Source organism: Leisingera sp. SA32 (assembly GCF_056033425.1).
Map to the genome: position 1 here is coordinate 243,486 of NZ_JBVYHB010000004.1, position 16,283 is coordinate 259,768.

Sequence of the window (16,283 nt, forward strand, 5' to 3'; positions counted from 1 at the left end):
TCCCGGTCTGCGGGTGGTGAAAGTAGCGGCAGGCACGCACCTGCCCATGCCGCTCGGACGGAGGGGGAGCAGCTGGACGACAAGGGCGTGTTTGGGCGTGCCTGCCGACGGAGCGGGCTGCCGCTCCGCCATCGGTCCCGCCGGTCAGGTCAGGCCGAATTTCATCAGCTTGATCGCGGCAAAGTCGCTGACGTCGCCGCCCACGCGCTTGGTGGCGTAAAACAGCACATGCGGTTTGGCGCTGAACGGGTCACGCAGCACCCGCAGGTCGGGACGTTCGGCAATGGTGTAACCCGCGCCAAAGTCGCCGAAGGCGATGGAGTAGCTATCGGTGCCCGGATCTGGCATGTCCTCGGCCACCAGCACGGGATAGCCCATCAGCCGCGCAGGTTCCCCGGCAGCCAGACCGTCGGACCACAGGAAGCGGCCGTCGGCATCCTTCAGTTTCCGCAGCATTCCCGCGGTCTTGGAGTTCATGATGAAGGTTGCATTGGCGCGGTATTCCGCCGCCAGCGCATAGACCAGATCGATCACCGCATCACCACTGCCGACATCGCCGTTCACGCCCGATGCGACGTAGCCAATGTTGCCCCAGCTCCAGTTGTCGTCGTCCACCTTCGGGTGGAACAGGACGCCCTTGGGCTTGTCGATACCGTCGCCGTTGATAAACGCCGCCGCTTCGGAGCGGGCGAACTTGCCCGCAATGCGGCTGGCCAACCAGCCCTCGATGTCAAAGGCGCTGTCGTCCAGAAGCCGCTGCGACGCCTTGGGCAGCGCGCTCAGCTCGTGCAGCGGGATGGTGATGCGGTCGATGGTTCCGGTGCCGGTCTCGACGGTCGGGTCGGTCTCCGTCGCCCATCCGGCGCCCAGCTCACTGTGGTCGATCAGCACGTCGTAGGATGTGGATTCCACATGCACCACCGCGGCCACCGCCCGGATCGAGGCAGAGGATTGCAGCACCGTCTTCACCGTCTCGGCGGTTTGCGGATCCACCAGGTAACCACCGTCGCTGCCCACGGCCGAGGACATCGCCTTGCCTTCCAGCTCCAGCCCGCGCAGGCCATCGTCGTCGCCGCTGCGCAGATAGGCGTTGAAAGCCTTTTGATGCGGTGCGCCAGCGTCCTGCGCGGCGGCCAGAGGGGGGCGGTTCTGAGAGATTGTCTTACGGTCCAGCATGGTCACTCGCTTTTCTGCCTGTTTCAGCCTAGATTGCACGTCGTGTTGGAAGCCCTTGAATTCCTGAAGAAACCCAGACATCGCCTGTTTGACTTCATGGACCAGGGGGGCGGTGGAGCCGGAGATGTCCGGCTGGTCGTCTGTGCTCATGTGCTTTGTCCTGTCTTGAGGTCACGGGTGATCTGGCGCAGGCCATCGGCCAGGGCGCGCAGGGCGTTGCCATCCGCCGCAGCGGTGCTGGATTTGCCGGTCACGCGGGCGGTGGGCAGCATGGGAAAGGTGACCAGCGAGACCTCCCACAGCTCCACCTGGCAGAGCTGGCGCGCCCCGTTGGCGCCACGGGTGGCCTTTTGGGTGCGATAGCCGATAGAGAGCCCGTCGATGGCCCCGGCCTGTATCAGCGCGGCCACCTCAGCGCCCTTGGCGGTGTTGGTCAGGATGCGCCCCTTGACGAACAGGCCACGGCTGTCCTCGCGCACCTCGTCCCAGACGCCGATCGGCTGGCCGGGATCGTGCTGCCACAGCATCTTGACGCTGCGCCGCTCTGCCGCCAACGCCGCAAGCGAGGTCGCATAGGCACCGGGCTGCACCACGTCGCCGCTTTGGTCGGGCTGGCCGAACAGGCTGGCGTAGCCGCTGATCGCAGAGGCGCCGGTCAGCGTCAGATCTTTGCCGAAACTGGCGTATTTGTGCTCAAGCCGGGGAATTTCCTGCATCAGATTTGCCTCATAAGGTTCTGTTTTCATGGCAGCTGCACCGTCAGAAAGGATTGGAACGCCTGCGCCAGGATCACCGCGGCGACGCCGTAAACGGTGAGCCACAGCCGCTTTTCCAGCCGCTCCATCATCTGTTCGATCCGGTCGAGCCTGCGGCTCACGGCCTCGTTCTGGATCTGCGCGACGCGTTCATGTGCGGACAACCGCAGCCCGGGCGAGCAGTCGAAAGAATGCATCGGGTGTTCAGTCATCCTGTGTGCCCTCCGCCTGATCCATGGCGGATTGCACTGGCAGGCCCAGCAGCCGCCGCTTTTCCGCGGTCGTCAGAAAATCCGCAGCTGCGACCCGGCGCCACTGCGCCTCGCGCTCGGCAGCCAGGGCGGGCAGCTGGTCAAGGTCCGGCTTCAGCGTCAGCGCATCGCCAGTCCATCCTGTCAGCCAATCCGCCAGCGCACCCGCAACCTTGGCCACCAGTGGCAGCACCGTCAGCCGGTAGAAGGCGCGGTTGGCCTCCTGATAGTTGGCGTAGGTCGCGTCGCCCGGAATGCCCAGCAGCATCGGCGGCACCCCAAACGCCAGCGCGATCTCGCGCGCGGCGGCGTCCTTCGTTTTCTGGAACTCCATGTCAGAGGGGGAAAAGCCCATCGGCTTCCAGTCCAGCCCGCCTTCGAGCACCATCGGGCGACCCGCATTCTTGGCGCCCTGGAAGTTGGACTGGATCTCGTCGCTGAGGAGGCGAAACTGTTCCTCGGACATGCGCCCGTGGCCATCCGCCCCCGTCCAGACCAGCGCACCGGAGGGGCGTGCGGCGTTGTCCAGCAGCGCCTTGGACCAGCGCGAGGCGGCGTTGTGCACGTCAATCGCCATCGCCGCCGATTGCAGCGCCGACAACCCGTAGTGGTCATCCTGCGGGTGGAAACATTTGATATGGCAGATCGGCGACTGCGCCTGATCCGCCGCAAAACGGTGTTTGCGCCCCCCCACCACATAGTCAAAGCCCGCAGGCCAGCCATCCGCGCCAGGCACCACATTCATCCGGTCAGAGCGCAGCACGTGCAGTTCCGCCGGGGTGCCGTCCTCGGTGGCGACCATCTCGACATACCCATTGCCGGACAGCAGCAAATGGCCATACAGCGCCTCTAGGAACTCGGCCCCGGTCTGCGCCCGATTGGGGCGCGCCAGCAGCGCCAGCCAAGGGTGGCCTTCATAGCGCTGACTGTGATCCTGCAACACCAGCGGCACCGCTGCGGCGGCCTCGGCGATCAGCCGGATCACCCGGTGTCCCACCGGGTTGCCGGCAAAACCGCTGCGGGTCAAAGAGACGGTGTCGCGCGGGCTCCAGGCGGTGCGCCCGGAGCCCTGCCAGGACACCACGCGGGCAGTCTGGCTTGCCTTCTGCTCGGGAGGTTCCGGTGTTTTGCGCCGCAAGAGGTCAAAGACCATGATCCGCTCCTTGTTGTTCAGGACTGACGCCGCGGCCCGGTGTGGGCAGATGCGTCTTTGCTGGGGATGATTGATGCCAGAAAGCCCTGAAGATTTGCGAAGCGGTGCGTACGCAGGAGGCGCAACACCCGCGCCCAACCCGCTGATACAATTGAAAAAGCCGCCCGTTGCGCAACGGGCGGCTAGAGGGGCGACTTACGCTTGGCTGCGGCTTACAGCACCCGCACCTGTGGCAGACGCAGGCTGGCGGCGGGGGCCAGGATCAGCTCATGCACTGCCCAGACCAGCGCATCCAGCCGGTCGGGCGACCCCTGCCCCTGATAGCCCTGCGGCGTCATCTGGCACATCTGGTCTTCCAGATCGCCCAGCCCGGGCAGGTGGCGCACCCGGCCTTGCTCATACAGCGCGGCCACCGGTTCAGCGCGGGCGGATTTGGACTTGCCCGCGTGCAGTGCGCGGAACGGCACCAGCGGATCGGCCTGGCGCAGCAGGGTCTCCACCAGTGCGCCGCCCTGGTTGACCTCGGCCACCACCCGTTCAGCACCAAAGTCGTCGCGCGCCGCGGTCACCGCCGTGGCCCAAGCCAGCGGCCCCACCCCCTGCACGGTGCGGTCGGCCAGTACATAGGTGCGCCAGTCCTGCGGGCGGCCGCGGGTGACGGCGCCCGCCACCACGATGCCGCAGGCGTCGGAGGATTTGCCCGCGCTTTCCGCCGGGTCCACCGCCACCACAATCCGGTCCAGCGGCGGTGCCTGCGCCACCTGCTGGCCCGCCAGCGCAGCACTGGACCACAGCGCGCCCTCGACATCGGCCAGCATCACGCCGTCCAGCTCCTGCCGACCAAGACGGCTGCCTGCGTAGCGCGCGCGGACCTCCCGCAGGAAGGAGGGTGCGAGATTGGCGCGGTTGGCCTCGGTCGCGGCATGGGTCTGCACCGTGCTGGGGGCTGCCAGCAACCGTTTCAGCACAGGGGCATTGCGCGGCGTTGTGGTCACGCAGACGCGCGGATCCCGCCCCAGCCGCAGGGCGAACTGTAGCATGTCCCAGCTGTCCTGCCCCTTTTTCCACTTGGCCAGCTCATCTGCCCAGGCGGCATCAAACTGGGGCCCGCGCAGCGCCTCGGGGTCATGCGCCGAGAACGCCTGTGCCTCAGCGCCGTTGGGCCAGATCAGCTTGCGTTCCGAGGCCTTCCACTGCGGCCGCCGATCCGGCGGCGAACAGGCAAGAACACCGCTGTCGCCGTGGACCATCACGTCGCGCACCTGGTCATAGGTTTCCGCCACCAGCGCGATGCGCCGGGCGCGGCCCGGATCGCGCGGCCGCGGCCCTTCGGCCAGGCTGCGCACCCATTCCGCCCCTGCCAGCGTCTTGCCCGCACCGCGCCCCCCCAGGATCACCCAGGCGCGCCAGTCTCCGGGCGGCGGACGCTGGTGGTCCAGCGCCCAGATGTCGAACAGATGCGGCAGCGCGCACAGTGCCTTGGGGTCCAGTTCATTCAAGAACAAGTTCAGGATCGAGGGCGGCACGCAGGCCAGAAAGTCCGCGTTCGACAGCCGCGCGCGCCGCGCCGAGGTCGAGTTCGTTTTCGGATCTGCACAGGTCGGCGAATTCACTGCTTTGTTCTGCAAGGAGTCTCTCCACTTTCTGACATTCGCGGATCAGTGTCTCCAGTTTGCTGATCTGCCCTTTGGCGCCGGTGGTTTCCTCCGCGCCATTGATTTCAAGCTGGCTGCGCAAGTCCTCTGCTTCGTTGCGCAGTCTGTGGATGCTGTCCTGCAAGGACCGCAGCAGGTCCGCCGTATAGGCGACCTGCTGTGGCAAAGCGGATGCGCCGCTGTGTGGGATGGTCTGTTCTGCCATTGAGAAATAAACTGCCTCATGCGTGTGTGTGACCCGCACAAGTGAAACAGAGACGGCCACCGAGGTTTTGCGGCGCCCGGTGTTTCCTCCAGCTGCATCACAACCTATACGTGAATTTACCGCAAAAGTCAAGATGCGCCAGCCTGCGGCCGCAACACCCCCCGAACGCGCGCGCTGCCCCGACGCAACAAAAAGGGCGCCCGGAGGCGCCCTTGTTATTGCTTAGCGTCGGCGGAAACGGCGGAGCCGCTCAGTTGTTCTGCTGCCGCTCGGCCTCGATCTGGCGCCATTTGGCGACATTGCGATTGTGCTCGTCCAGCGTCTCGGCAAAGGCATGCCCGCCGGTGCCATCGGCCACAAAGAACACGTAATCGGTCTCATCCGGGTTCACCGCCGCTTCCAGGCTTGCCATGCCGGGGTTGGCGATCGGTGTCGGCGGCAGACCTTCGATCACATAGGTGTTCCAGGGCGTTGCGCCGCGCAGCTCGCTTTGGCGCAGGCCGCGGCCCAGCACGCCCTCGCCCTTGGTGACGCCGTAGATCACCGTCGGGTCCGTTTGCAGCCGCATGCCGCGGTTCAGACGGTTGGTAAAGACAGAGGCAACCACGCCGCGTTCCTCGGCGACACCGGTTTCCTTCTCGATGATCGAGGCCAGGATCAACATTTCCTCAGGCGTGGTGACTGCCGCCTTGTCCGAGCGGTTTTCCCAGGCCGCGTTGATGCGCAACAGCTGACGTTCCTGCATCTCGGCCAGAACCGCGGCCCGTTCGGTACCGGGTGCCACCTCATAGCTGTCGGGCGCCAGCAGACCTTCGGCGGGGCGTTCGCCGGGCTCACCTGTCAGCACATCCATTGCCTTCAGTGCCTCAACCACCTGCCAGCTCGTCACACCTTCGGCCACCGCAATGCGGTAACGGGTGTCGCCGTCTTGCCGGGTCTCTGTATAGGCGGCAGGCACCTCGTCCTCGCCAAGGATGAACTCCGCCTTCTCGACGAACTTATTGGTAGCGGGATCCAGTTCGCGCACCTCCGCCTGGGTGCGGGTGACGCCCACACGATAGACGATCTCGGTGCCGCAGGTGGAGGCACCCGCGGTGGTGATCTGGTCGGTGATCTGCGCCATCGAGGCACCCGGCTCCACCAGGAAGCTCCCGGCCTTCAGCTGGCCCGTCTTTTCGCTGTATTTCGCCCCCAGCCGAAACACCGCGCCGGAGGCAACCGCGCCCTGCTCTTCCAGATCGCGGCTGACCCGTGCCATGTTCGACCCCCGCTCCACCCGCAGGCAGATCGCCGTGTCCAGCGGTCCTTCGGCCGTGTACTGCGATTTACCCCACAGGATGACGCCGCCCAAAAGGAACAGCGCCACGATGAGGATCGACAGCATGTTGGAAGCGAGGCTGCGCCACATCAGCTGGTTTTCCCGAAGATCACCGAGGCGTTGGTGCCGCCAAAGCCGAAGGAGTTGGACAGCGCCACGTCGATCTTGCGCGCGCGCTTGGCGTTGGGCGCCAGATCAACCGGGGTTTCAACGGCCGGGTTGTCGAGGTTGATGGTGGGCGGTGCCACCTGATCGCGGATCGCCAGGATCGAGAAGATCGCCTCAATCGCGCCGGCCGCGCCCAACAGGTGGCCAGTGGCGGATTTGGTCGAGGACATGGTTACATTGCCCGCGTGATCGCCCAGCAGCCGTTCGACCGCACCCAGTTCGATGGTGTCGGCCATGGTGGAGGTGCCGTGGGCGTTGATGTAATCCACAGCCGCAGGCTCCAGCCCGGCGTTTTTCAGCGCCGCGCGCATCGACCGTTCGCCGCCTTCGCCGTCCTCAGACGGGGCCGTGATGTGATAGGCATCGCCGGACAGGCCATAGCCCAGCACTTCGGCATAGATCTTGGCGCCGCGGGCCTTGGCGTGTTCATAGTCTTCCAACACCACGATGCCTGCGCCCTCGCCCATCACGAACCCGTCGCGGTCCGCATCATAGGGGCGCGAAGCCTTGGTCGGCTGATCCGCATATTTGGTCGACAACGCCTTGCAGGCGTTGAAGCCCGCGATGCCGATCTCGCAGATCGCCGCCTCGGCACCGCCTGCGATCATCACATCGGCGTCGCCGGATTTGATCAGCCGCGCCGCATCGCCGATGGCATGGGCGCCGGTCGAGCAGGCGGTGACGACGGAGTGGTTCGGGCCCTTGAAGCCAAAACGGATCGAGACCTGGCCCGAGATCAGGTTGATCAGCGCGCCGGGGATAAAGAAGGGCGAGACCCGGCGGGGGCCTTTTTCCTTGATCATAACGGCCGTGTCCGCGATCGAGCTGAGCCCCCCAATGCCGGAACCGATCATCACGCCAGTGCGCAGGCGGCTTTCCTCGTCCTCGGGCGTCCAGCCTGCATCGCGCACGGCCATATCGGCGGCGGCTATGCCATACAGGATGAAGTCATCAATCTTTTTCTGGTCTTTCTTGACCACCCAGTCATCAGGGTTGAACGACCCGTCGCTGCCATCACCGCGCGGAACTTCGCAGGCATAGGTGGTGGTCACGCCGCTGGCTTCGGCGTCAAATTGGGTGATCGGACCCGCGCCCGACTGGCCGTCCAGCAACCGCGCCCAGGTTTCTTCGACTCCGCTGGCCAGCGGGGTGACCAGGCCCAGTCCGGTGACAACTACTCGACGCATTCCTTGCTCTCCTTTGCCTCGGCAATCCGTTGGTTCAGATAGCTTGGAATGGCACATGTGCGCAAGAGCGGGCTGGGCGGCGCATTTTCGTTATGGCAGACCGTTTTTTGCACAGAACTTGCGTTACAGGAAGTTTTGCTTAACACTTCAGCTCTAAGTTGATCCCACCTTTAAGGAAATACTTGGCATCCGTACTTCGGGACTGCCAAAGCGGGCTGGAGCATCGGGCCAATATTGTCTCCAGCCCGCCTTTTTCCTTCGGGCGCCGTTTCCCGCCAAGACAAGTCTGATGCACCGGCACGGACGCGAGGCATCCGCGTTAACCGCAAATTCGGACATTTGTGTCAATGTTGGCCCTGCACGCTACAAGGGACCGCCCTGCCATGCGACGATGGCTTTTGATAACCTTATTGCTACTGCTGACCGGATGGATGCCGCTGCGCGCGCAGGCCAGCTGTGCGGTGCATCAGGATCTGTCCAACCTGCACCGGGCCTCCAGAGGGGTGCTCACCTATCTGGAAACGGGGGAAGGTGCGTATCACCTGCAGCAGCTCCGCAGCTGGATGAGCGTGAATCCGCCTGAACCGCTGCTACAACGGATGCGTGCAGTAGGCATCATAGCGGTGGCGCCGCAGGCCAGCGAGCTTCTGAAGCGCCAGCGCACGCTCTTGCAAATCTATGCGAGCCAGGGCCGCATCGCCGCCCGCGACAGCGCACGGCATTTGAATGTGCGTCAGTTGGTGGCAGACTTTGGCACATTGGTTGAGGCGCTTCCCTGCGATCGGATCAAGGAAGAGGGCTATGGCAGCAAGCTGGTGGCCGTGGCGGCCGAGGACGCTCGCATGCGCCAGCAAATCATCAATGCCGGGATCGCCTGGGTGTCCTTTCTGGTGCTGGGCGGCAGCATTCTGTATTTTCTGGATCGCATCGGCATTCGACGGATCCGGCGCACCAAACGGTTTCCCTGCGCCGTGCCCTGTAGCCTTCAGGCGGGCGGGCGCAGCTTGCACGGACATCTGGTGGATCTGAGCCGCGCCGGCGCCAAGCTGCGCCCCGATGTCCCGCTGGTGGTTTCCGGTCGCGTCGAGCTGCAATTTGGCGGTTACACGGTCGCCGCCCATGTACGTTGGCAAACCGCCGACTACATCGGCGTCAAGTTTGTAAATGATTTCAACTTCCTGCAGCTTCACCGCCTGCTAGAGGCCTATCCGCTGGAGGATCTGGAACCAGCCCTTCGCTCCGGCCGCGGCGCGACGGCCCGCGGGAGCACTTGAGCGCCGCACAACATTCCAAACTCAGAATGCCGGAACTCAGAATGCCGAAAGGGGGGGGGTACCGCCCCCCCCCCCAAAAAAAACGTCCCAAACCCATTGGCACCTGGTGCGGGGACCGTGCCATGGACCCGCGTCGCAAGCGCGACAGAGCGTTGCCTTATTGGAATTCCGCCACTGGTTCGGGTTCCGGACGGGCCACCGCGAGCGCCTCCTGCACCGACAGGGTCTTGCGGAACAAGGCCCGCCCCACCAGCGCACCGGCGATGTTGTATACGTACTTCAGCCGCGAAATGTCGTCCGAGTTGCGCACGACACCGCTGGCAATCACCGGCGCGCGGGCTTTCTCCGCCAGTCCGGAAATCAGGCCCAGCTGTGCCTCGACGTCGGACATGTCGCTGTCGATGTCCGTCACCAGGATTCCGGCCAGCGGTGACGTGTCAAACGCGGCGATGAAGTCTTCGGGCGAGATCGCCCCGGACTGACGCCATCCGTCCGTCATCACCTGCCCCTGGAACACATCCACCGCCAGCACGATCTGATCGGGGTGGCGCTTGGCCAGTTCCTGCACCAGCTGCGGATCGCGCGCCGCCAGCGTGCTGATGACGATGCGCCCGGCGCCGCGGTCGATCCAGTGCTCCACATGTTCACGTGTGCGCATGCCGCCACCCAGCTGGACCGGAATGCCCACCGCACGAATGATCTCGCCGATCAGATCTTCGTTGCTGAAATCGCCTTCGATCGCGTTGAAATCGGTGATGTGCATCCATTCGGCGCCGGCGGACGCAAAGCTGCGGGCGGTTTTGACCGGATCCACATGCCAGATCTGCGGCTCATCCAGGCGACCCTTCTCCAGCGTCACGCAGCGGCCGTTCTGAATTTCCATCGTGGGGTAGATCATCATCGCGGCAGTCTCCTCTGATATTGCCCGTCTCAGAGAGAGTTTAGCACGGGTTGTGACAGCGCCAGAGGCCGTTTCCTGACTGTTTGATGCCCAATTGCGGCGTGGCTTGGCCAAGGATCGCTGCCCTGTGGCGGGACCGGCTGCGCAGGGATTCGCCTGTCAGCAGAAACCCGACCTGCTGCCTGCCGCAGGTTACAAAACGAAAACGGCGCCTTCCCGAGGGAAGACGCCGCCTGTCCGGTATCCCGGAAGCGTCGATCAGGACGCTTCGGAGATGAATTTCACTGCGTCGCCAAAGGTCTGGATGGTTTCGGCTGCGTCGTCCGGGATCTCGATGCCGAACTCTTCTTCGAAGGCCATGACCAGTTCGACGGTGTCCAGGCTGTCTGCGCCCAGATCGTCGATGAAGGAGGCGTTTTCAGTGACTTTGTCTTCTTCAACACCCAGGTGCTCAACAACGATCTTCTTAACGCGATCTGCGACGTCGCTCATGTCTCTTCCTCGTTTTTCAGGGCACTATGCCCAGTTCTGCCCTAGCCCCTGCGGGCGGCGTGGTTATTGCCCGGAGCGGGCGGTGTCATTCCCGCAGAGCGGGAACGGTGCGGCATGTCCCAAAGTGAAGGCCACCGCGAATATGCGCCGCCTATAGCATAGACCGCAGCCAAGGCAAACGGTTTCGCAAGGTGACGCCTGCACGGCCAACCTGCACCTGGCAGCCATGAAGCGTGCAGATGGCGCTCCAATCAAGCCCTTGCAAGGGTGCGGCGGGAATTTTTTTCCAAATGGTCAGCTTTTCAATGGCCTGCCGGACGGTTCAACCTTCTGCCGGGGCAAGTGCGGCAGCGGAAAGGCACCGCAGCGGCCCTGCAGCGCCTGGATTTTGCCTCGGCCAGCTTTTTGCCCGCGTCCGAGCAGTTTACGGCCAGCTAGCGGTCAGATCATCGCCATGCCGCCATTCACGTGCAGCGTGGTGCCGGTGACATAGCCGGCCTCGGGGCTGGCCAGATACAGAACGGCCGAGGCGATTTCGCGCGAATCTCCCATGCGGCCCGCGGGGATCTGGGTCAGGATCGCGTCTTTCTGGCCGTCGTTCAGCTTGTCTGTCATCGCGGTGGCGATAAAGCCCGGCGCGACGGCATTGACGGTGATGCCACGGTTGGCGACCTCATAAGCCAGCGATTTGGACATGCCGACCATGCCCGCCTTCGACGCCGCATAGTTGCCTTGGCCGGGGTTGCCAGTGGTGCCAACGACCGAAGAGATGTTGATGATACGGCCCCAGCGCGCCTTCATCATCCCGCGCAGCACACCGCGGCACAGCCGCATGGTGGAGGTCAGGTTCACGTCCAGAACGCTCTGCCATTCCTCGTCCTTCATGCGCATGAACAGGTTGTCACGGGTTATGCCTGCGTTGTTCACCAGAATGTCGACAGAGCCCATCGCCTCAGCCGCCTGTTTCGGCAAAGCCTCGACCGCCTCGGCGTCGGACAGGTTGCAGGGCAGCACATGGGCGCGTTCGCCCAGTTCTTCGGCCAGCGCTTTGAGCGGTTCTTCGCGGGTGCCCGACAGCGCCACGGTAGCGCCTGCTTTGTGCAGGGCGCGGGCGATGTCGCCGCCGATGCCGCCGGAGGCGCCGGTAATCAGGGCGGTCTTGCCAGTCAGATCAAACATGTCTTTTCCTCGGTTATGAATGCCGGCCCGTCATGGGCATCGTGTTGCGACGCGAGGACACGGGCCGGATTTTCTGCAAACTTCCGGTTACCCGGCGGCCAGGGCCTGCACGTCCTCAGGCGTGCCTGCCTGGCGGCTGGTCAGCGCGCGGTCGATCTTGCGGATCATGCCCGACAGCGCCTTGCCTGCGCCGATCTCCCAGAACTCGGTCACGCCCTTCGCGGCCATGGCCTGCACGCTTTCGCGCCAGCGCACCGAACCGGTCACCTGTTCGACCAGCAGCTGGCGGATCTCGTCCGGGTTGGTCACCGCATCGGCCCGCACATTGGCTATCAGTGGCACCGCGGGGGATTTGATATCCACACCCGCCAGCGCCTCGGCCATCGCATCGGCCGCGGGCTGCATCAGCGCGCAGTGGAACGGCGCGGACACCGGCAACATCACCGCCCGCTTGGCGCCCTTTTCCTTGGCAATCGCGGCGGCGCGTTCCACCGCTGCCTTGGCGCCGGAGACCACGACCTGTGTGGGATCATTGTCATTCGCAGCCTGACAGACATCTCCCTGCGCGGCCTCGTCAGCGACGGCGCGCACGGCCTCAAGATCCAGCCCAAGGATCGCGGCCATGGCACCCTCGCCCACCGGCACGGCGCTTTGCATGGCCAGACCACGGGTGCGCAGCAGCCGCGCGGTGTCCGCCACGGAAATCGACCCCGCCGCCGCCAGCGCGGAGTATTCGCCCAGCGAGTGTCCGGCCACAAAAGCCGCCTTGTCGATGCTGACGCCCTCGGTCTCCAACGCGCGCATGGCTGCCAGCGAAGTGGCCATCAGCGCAGGCTGCGCGTTTTGGGTCAGGGTCAGGGTCTCGATGTCGCCCTCCCAGATCAGCTGGCTGAGGCTTTCGCCCAGAGCGTCGTCGACTTCGTCAAAGATGGCCTTGGCCGCCGGATAGGCCTCTGCCAGCGCCTTGCCCATCCCGATGGTCTGGGCGCCCTGTCCGGGGAACACAAATGCGATCGTCATTGATGACCTCGTGTAATTGAGTGTTTTTCCTGATGTAACGGCCCTTGACGCCGCGTACAAGCAAAGCCGCAGCCTACGCACCAAGACTGTGCGCTGATAAGCCCGAGGCGCGTGTTGCATAGGGGCGTGAGGTCGCTAGGTTTGTCGCAGCATCGGACATCAGAAGGACCGCCAGCCAATGTCGCGCCACAACACCGCTCACAGCTACGGCAGCGTCGCCAAGACCTTTCACTGGCTGACAGCTCTGCTCATTCTTACGGCCTTTCCGCTGGGGTATTTCGCAAATGAGCTGGCGCATGAGATCCAGAGCGCCGGATTTGACGGCAGCCCGGCGGTGATCGAACGCGCCACATGGCTGTTCTCGCTGCACAAAACTCTTGGTGTTGCGGTATTTTTCACCGCCACCTTGCGCATTCTCTGGACGCTGAGCCAGCCCAAGCCCGGCCTGTTGCACCCGGACCGCAAGGCCGAGGCGCTGGCGGCAGAGGTGGTGCACTGGCTGCTGTATGGCTCGCTGGTTGCGGTGCCGCTGTCGGGCTGGATCCACCATGCGGCCACCACCGGCTTTGCGCCAATCTGGTGGCCCTTCGGCCAGAGCCTGCCGTTTGTGCCCAAGTCCGAGGCGGTGGCCGGTTTCTTTGGCGGGCTGCATTGGTTGCTGGTCTGGACCCTGGCGGTGGCGCTGGGGCTGCATGTTGCCGGGGCCGTAAAACACCATGTTATTGACCGCGATGCGACCCTGCGGCGAATGCTGCCGGGCACGCGCGACGTGTCCCCTCCGCCGCCGCAAACCCACAGCGTGATGCCGCTGGTGCTGGCGCTGGTGGTCTGGGCCGGGGTGCTGAGCGGCGGCGCGCTGCTGGGTGTTCTTGGGGGGCACGACCACAGCCATGACCGCGGCGCCGCCACACCGGTGACCGCCGTGCAGCCCGCTGGCAGTCCCGCTGACGCCAGCGCCAACACCTGGCAGGTGCAATCCGGCACGCTGGCAATATCGGTCACCCAGATGGGCAGCGCAGTCCGCGGCAGCTTTGCCGACTGGTCAGCGCAGATCCAGTTTGAAGACCCCGCCACCCCCGGCCCAGCCGGGGACGTCGAGGTGACCGTCGCAATCCCCTCGCTGGAACTGGGGTCGGTCACCCAGCAGGCCATGGGCGCCGATTATTTTGACAGCGCCAGCTTTCCCACCGCCCGATTTGCCGCTCAGATCGTAAAGCTGGAGACCGGCTATGAGGCGCGCGGCACCCTGTCGCTGAAGGGACAGGAGGTGCCGGTCACCCTGCCCTTTACGCTGGAGTTGGACGGCGACACCGCCCGGATGCAGGGCAAAATGACCCTGAACCGCTTGGACTTCGGCATCGGACAAAGCCTGCCGGATGAAAGCTCGCTTGCCTTTGCTGTTGATGTGATCGTGGAGCTGGAGGCCAACCGCAGCCCCTGAGCCATCACCACCCGCCTGACAGACCCGCAGCCCCCGGCACCCGCCGGGGGCTTTTTCCGTCAGGTCTGCGACCTTGGCGGCGGGTCGGAAAACAAAGAGACCGCCGGCTCCTGATGGAACCGGCGGTCAATGTGTTGTCGAACTGAGGTGGTCAACCGTGGCAGATCACTCTTCGGCTTTCATCGCCTCGACCGAGATCTTGACGTTGACCTCATCGCTGACGAAGGGCGCGAACTGGCCCAGGTTATACTCCGAGCGCACCAGCGTGGTGGTGGCGTCGAACCCGGCCCAGGGCTTTTTCGCCATCGGATGCTCGCCAGCCTTGTTCAGCTTGGCGTCCAGCACCACAGACTTTGTGACCCCATTGAGGGTCAGATCGCCGGTGATCTTGGCCGTGTCCTCGCCGGTCACGTCGATCGCGGTGGAGGTAAAGGTGATGGTCTCATCCTCGGTTGCGTCGAAGAAATCCTTGGTCATGAAGTGGTCGAAGCGCTTCTGCCAGCCGGTGAACATGCTGCTGAGCGGCATCGACACGGACACGCTGGAGGCCGCAGGATCTTCCTGATCGAACATGATCTCGCCTTCAAAACCCGAGAACATCCCGTAGGTGGTGGAATAGCCGAGGTGATTGTAGTCGAACAATACCTGGCTGTGGCCGGAATCCAGCACGTATTTTTCCGGGGCGGCGGCAGCGCCGGTTGCGGCGATTGCGGCCAGTGCGGCGGCAAACAGGGTCTTTTGCATGGTAAGGCTCCGTTTCATAAATTCTTATGCCACCAGATGTGGCGTATGCCCCCCAAACGGGAAGCCCGCAAATTCCAACACTACCTGTGAGCGCGCGAACACTAAACCCGGTGTGGGAGGCGCCGGGGCGCGACTCGCGCAAACGTGATAGGTTCTCAGGACAAAAGCCGCACCGCACCGCTGAGCTGGTCACGCAGCTGGCCACGCAGCGTCGCGGAACCGAGCGGCAGTTCGATCAACAGGCGACCGTCGTTCTCAAACAGCTGCACGGTGGCCGCCGTCAGCCGCGCGCCGCCCAGGCTGTCGTAGCTGCGGCGCAGGACCATGCGCGGGCGGCGATGTGGATCGCATTGCAACACCCGCAGCTCGCGGCGGATCGGATCAAAGCAGGCCTCGGGACGGCTGCTGTCATCGCGCGCGCTCAGCAGCGCCAGGCCGACCAGTACCAGCGCCACCGAGATCCCCAAACGCACCAGCGTCAGGTCATGCCCGGCACCGGCCTCCGGCATCAGCCAAAGGCCGATCGCGCTGACCATCATCGCCCCCCCAAGAAACCGCATCAACACCAGTCGCAAAGTCCAGCTCGCCTCCAGCCGCAGGTTCAACGGCACGGCGGCGGTCATGGCGCCGAACGCCGCGCTGCGACGCATCGGGGCGCCAGACGTCTGAACCTGTTCTGCTAATGCCATCGTCCTGCCCTTTCGCACCGACCCCGGCAGGCCCCCTGTGGCATTGCGGACCGGGATCAAGGTAATGTTTCGTTAACCAAGATGAACGTGGCATTCAGGCAGGAGTGTGGCACCACCGCGGAATTGGCGCGGCGGCTGATCCCGTTGCGCCGACGACCGTCTGGCCCTTTTGCCTTGCTCTTTCAGCGCCAGCCTGTATAGGAGGCCCTGCTTTCGCACCTCTTTCGATCCGCGCAGCCTCTCGTGACCCGGCAGCGGAAGCATCAGATGCCCGGTCTATGAAATGCGCCTAGACACAAACAGGAGTTCGCATGCCACTCTATGAGCATGTCATGATTGCGCGTCAGGACCTGTCCAACTCGCAAGCTGAAGGCCTCATCGAACATTTCGGTGCTGTTCTGTCCGACAACGGCGGCAAGCTGGTCGACAACGAGTACTGGGGCGTCAAGACGATGGCCTACAAGATCAACAAGAACCGCAAGGGCCACTACGCCTTCCTGCGCACCGATGCTCCGGCAACCGCGATCCAGGAAATGGAACGCCTGATGCGCCTGCATGACGACGTGATGCGCGTTCTGACCATCAAGGTCGACGAGCACGCCGAGGGCCCCTCGGTCCAGATGCAGAAACGTGACGAACGCGACAACCGTCGCGAACGCCGCTGATCTAACGCTT

Annotated in this window: 17 protein-coding genes; 3 read left to right on the forward strand and 14 right to left on the reverse strand. The window is 64.3% G+C overall.

Features of this window, described 5'->3' with window-relative positions; all coding sequences use genetic code 11:
- Positions 1-144 precede the first annotated feature (144 nt).
- The 8 genes from AC0IPL_RS08470 to fabF all read right to left on the reverse strand — a co-directional run bounded on the left by AC0IPL_RS08470 (position 145) and on the right by fabF (position 7,868).
- Entirely contained in the window at positions 145-1,326 is a 1,182-nt protein-coding gene (locus tag AC0IPL_RS08470) for a phage major capsid protein (protein ID WP_474273545.1), read from the reverse strand.
- On the reverse strand, positions 1,323-1,922 hold the full coding sequence (locus tag AC0IPL_RS08475) for an HK97 family phage prohead protease (protein ID WP_474273547.1): 600 nt from the start codon (positions 1,920-1,922) through the stop codon (positions 1,323-1,325). Before AC0IPL_RS08475 ends, AC0IPL_RS08470 begins: the two co-directional genes overlap by 4 nt.
- Positions 1,919-2,143, reverse strand: coding sequence for a GTA head formation protein, RCAP_rcc01685 family (locus AC0IPL_RS08480; RefSeq protein WP_474273549.1), 225 nt, complete (start codon positions 2,141-2,143; stop codon positions 1,919-1,921). The genes AC0IPL_RS08475 and AC0IPL_RS08480 overlap by 4 nt, the downstream gene beginning before the upstream one ends.
- Positions 2,136-3,335, reverse strand: coding sequence for a phage portal protein (locus AC0IPL_RS08485; protein ID WP_474273551.1), 1,200 nt, complete (start codon positions 3,333-3,335; stop codon positions 2,136-2,138). The genes AC0IPL_RS08480 and AC0IPL_RS08485 overlap by 8 nt, the downstream gene beginning before the upstream one ends.
- A 212-nt stretch (positions 3,336-3,547) precedes the next feature.
- Positions 3,548-4,834, reverse strand: a complete 1,287-nt coding sequence (locus AC0IPL_RS08490; protein WP_474273835.1) for a DNA-packaging protein — start codon at positions 4,832-4,834, stop codon at positions 3,548-3,550.
- On the reverse strand, positions 4,827-5,195 hold the full coding sequence (locus tag AC0IPL_RS08495; RefSeq protein ID WP_474273553.1) for a recombinase: 369 nt from the start codon (positions 5,193-5,195) through the stop codon (positions 4,827-4,829). The genes AC0IPL_RS08490 and AC0IPL_RS08495 overlap by 8 nt, the downstream gene beginning before the upstream one ends.
- Before the next feature lie 250 nt (positions 5,196-5,445).
- Entirely contained in the window at positions 5,446-6,603 is a 1,158-nt protein-coding gene (gene mltG, locus AC0IPL_RS08500; RefSeq protein WP_474273554.1) for an endolytic transglycosylase MltG, read from the reverse strand.
- Entirely contained in the window at positions 6,603-7,868 is a 1,266-nt protein-coding gene (fabF, locus tag AC0IPL_RS08505) for a beta-ketoacyl-ACP synthase II (protein ID WP_474273556.1), read from the reverse strand. Before fabF ends, mltG begins: the two co-directional genes overlap by 1 nt.
- A gap of 410 nt (positions 7,869-8,278) precedes the next feature.
- Between fabF and AC0IPL_RS08510 the strand changes: the two genes are divergently transcribed.
- The gene (locus AC0IPL_RS08510) at positions 8,279-9,142 is read left to right on the forward strand and encodes a PilZ domain-containing protein (protein WP_474273558.1); all 864 of its coding nucleotides are present in this window, start codon (positions 8,279-8,281) and stop codon (positions 9,140-9,142) included.
- 157 nt (positions 9,143-9,299) lie between these two features.
- On the opposite strand, the gene AC0IPL_RS08515 is transcribed toward AC0IPL_RS08510, so the two are convergent.
- From AC0IPL_RS08515 to fabD, 4 genes are all read right to left on the reverse strand, one after another.
- Positions 9,300-10,043 carry a 1-(5-phosphoribosyl)-5-[(5-phosphoribosylamino)methylideneamino]imidazole-4-carboxamide isomerase gene (locus AC0IPL_RS08515; RefSeq protein ID WP_474273559.1) on the reverse strand — a complete coding sequence of 248 codons (744 nt, stop codon included), beginning with the start codon at positions 10,041-10,043 and terminating at the stop codon, positions 9,300-9,302.
- Positions 10,044-10,301: 258 nt separating this feature from the next.
- A complete protein-coding gene (locus tag AC0IPL_RS08520; protein ID WP_005982462.1) occupies positions 10,302-10,535 on the reverse strand; it encodes an acyl carrier protein in 234 nt (77 codons plus the stop codon).
- A gap of 441 nt (positions 10,536-10,976) precedes the next feature.
- Complete coding sequence (gene fabG / locus AC0IPL_RS08525) at positions 10,977-11,714, reverse strand: 3-oxoacyl-ACP reductase FabG (RefSeq protein ID WP_474273564.1); 738 nt, start codon at positions 11,712-11,714, stop codon at positions 10,977-10,979.
- Between the two features lie 87 nt (positions 11,715-11,801).
- Positions 11,802-12,734: an ACP S-malonyltransferase gene (gene fabD, locus AC0IPL_RS08530; RefSeq protein ID WP_474273566.1), complete on the reverse strand. Its 933-nt coding sequence runs from the start codon at positions 12,732-12,734 to the stop codon at positions 11,802-11,804.
- Positions 12,735-12,912: 178 nt separating this feature from the next.
- Between fabD and AC0IPL_RS08535 the strand changes: the two genes are divergently transcribed.
- A complete protein-coding gene (locus tag AC0IPL_RS08535; protein ID WP_474273568.1) occupies positions 12,913-14,175 on the forward strand; it encodes a cytochrome b/b6 domain-containing protein in 1,263 nt (420 codons plus the stop codon).
- 165 nt (positions 14,176-14,340) lie between these two features.
- On the opposite strand, the gene AC0IPL_RS08540 is transcribed toward AC0IPL_RS08535, so the two are convergent.
- Both AC0IPL_RS08540 and AC0IPL_RS08545 read right to left on the reverse strand, forming a co-directional pair.
- Complete coding sequence (locus tag AC0IPL_RS08540; protein ID WP_474273570.1) at positions 14,341-14,919, reverse strand: YceI family protein; 579 nt, start codon at positions 14,917-14,919, stop codon at positions 14,341-14,343.
- Between the two features lie 155 nt (positions 14,920-15,074).
- Positions 15,075-15,608 carry a hypothetical protein gene (locus AC0IPL_RS08545; protein WP_474273572.1) on the reverse strand — a complete coding sequence of 178 codons (534 nt, stop codon included), beginning with the start codon at positions 15,606-15,608 and terminating at the stop codon, positions 15,075-15,077.
- A 311-nt stretch (positions 15,609-15,919) separates the two neighbouring features.
- Here AC0IPL_RS08545 and rpsF point away from each other — a divergent pair, with 311 nt between their 5' ends.
- Entirely contained in the window at positions 15,920-16,273 is a 354-nt protein-coding gene (gene rpsF, locus AC0IPL_RS08550; RefSeq protein WP_474273574.1) for a 30S ribosomal protein S6, read from the forward strand.
- Positions 16,274-16,283 lie beyond the last annotated feature (10 nt).

Bases quoted from the DNA above. Each gene is read 5' to 3' on its own strand.
- AC0IPL_RS08535 (WP_474273568.1), top strand. From the start codon at position 12,913: ATGTCGCGCCACAACACCGCTCACAGCTACGGCAGCGTCGCCAAGACC.
- AC0IPL_RS08545 (WP_474273572.1), bottom strand. From the start codon at position 15,608: ATGGCATTAGCAGAACAGGTTCAGACGTCTGGCGCCCCGATGCGTCGC.
- rpsF (WP_474273574.1), top strand. From the start codon at position 15,920: ATGCCACTCTATGAGCATGTCATGATTGCGCGTCAGGACCTGTCCAAC.
- fabG (WP_474273564.1), bottom strand. From the start codon at position 11,714: ATGTTTGATCTGACTGGCAAGACCGCCCTGATTACCGGCGCCTCCGGC.
- AC0IPL_RS08470 (WP_474273545.1), bottom strand. From the start codon at position 1,326: ATGAGCACAGACGACCAGCCGGACATCTCCGGCTCCACCGCCCCCCTG.
- AC0IPL_RS08480 (WP_474273549.1), bottom strand. From the start codon at position 2,143: ATGACTGAACACCCGATGCATTCTTTCGACTGCTCGCCCGGGCTGCGG.
- fabD (WP_474273566.1), bottom strand. From the start codon at position 12,734: ATGACGATCGCATTTGTGTTCCCCGGACAGGGCGCCCAGACCATCGGG.
- AC0IPL_RS08520 (WP_005982462.1), bottom strand. From the start codon at position 10,535: ATGAGCGACGTCGCAGATCGCGTTAAGAAGATCGTTGTTGAGCACCTG.
- AC0IPL_RS08540 (WP_474273570.1), bottom strand. From the start codon at position 14,919: ATGCAAAAGACCCTGTTTGCCGCCGCACTGGCCGCAATCGCCGCAACC.
- AC0IPL_RS08495 (WP_474273553.1), bottom strand. From the start codon at position 5,195: ATGGCAGAACAGACCATCCCACACAGCGGCGCATCCGCTTTGCCACAG.
- fabF (WP_474273556.1), bottom strand. From the start codon at position 7,868: ATGCGTCGAGTAGTTGTCACCGGACTGGGCCTGGTCACCCCGCTGGCC.
- AC0IPL_RS08485 (WP_474273551.1), bottom strand. From the start codon at position 3,335: ATGGTCTTTGACCTCTTGCGGCGCAAAACACCGGAACCTCCCGAGCAG.
- mltG (WP_474273554.1), bottom strand. From the start codon at position 6,603: ATGTGGCGCAGCCTCGCTTCCAACATGCTGTCGATCCTCATCGTGGCG.
- AC0IPL_RS08475 (WP_474273547.1), bottom strand. From the start codon at position 1,922: ATGAAAACAGAACCTTATGAGGCAAATCTGATGCAGGAAATTCCCCGG.
- AC0IPL_RS08515 (WP_474273559.1), bottom strand. From the start codon at position 10,043: ATGATGATCTACCCCACGATGGAAATTCAGAACGGCCGCTGCGTGACG.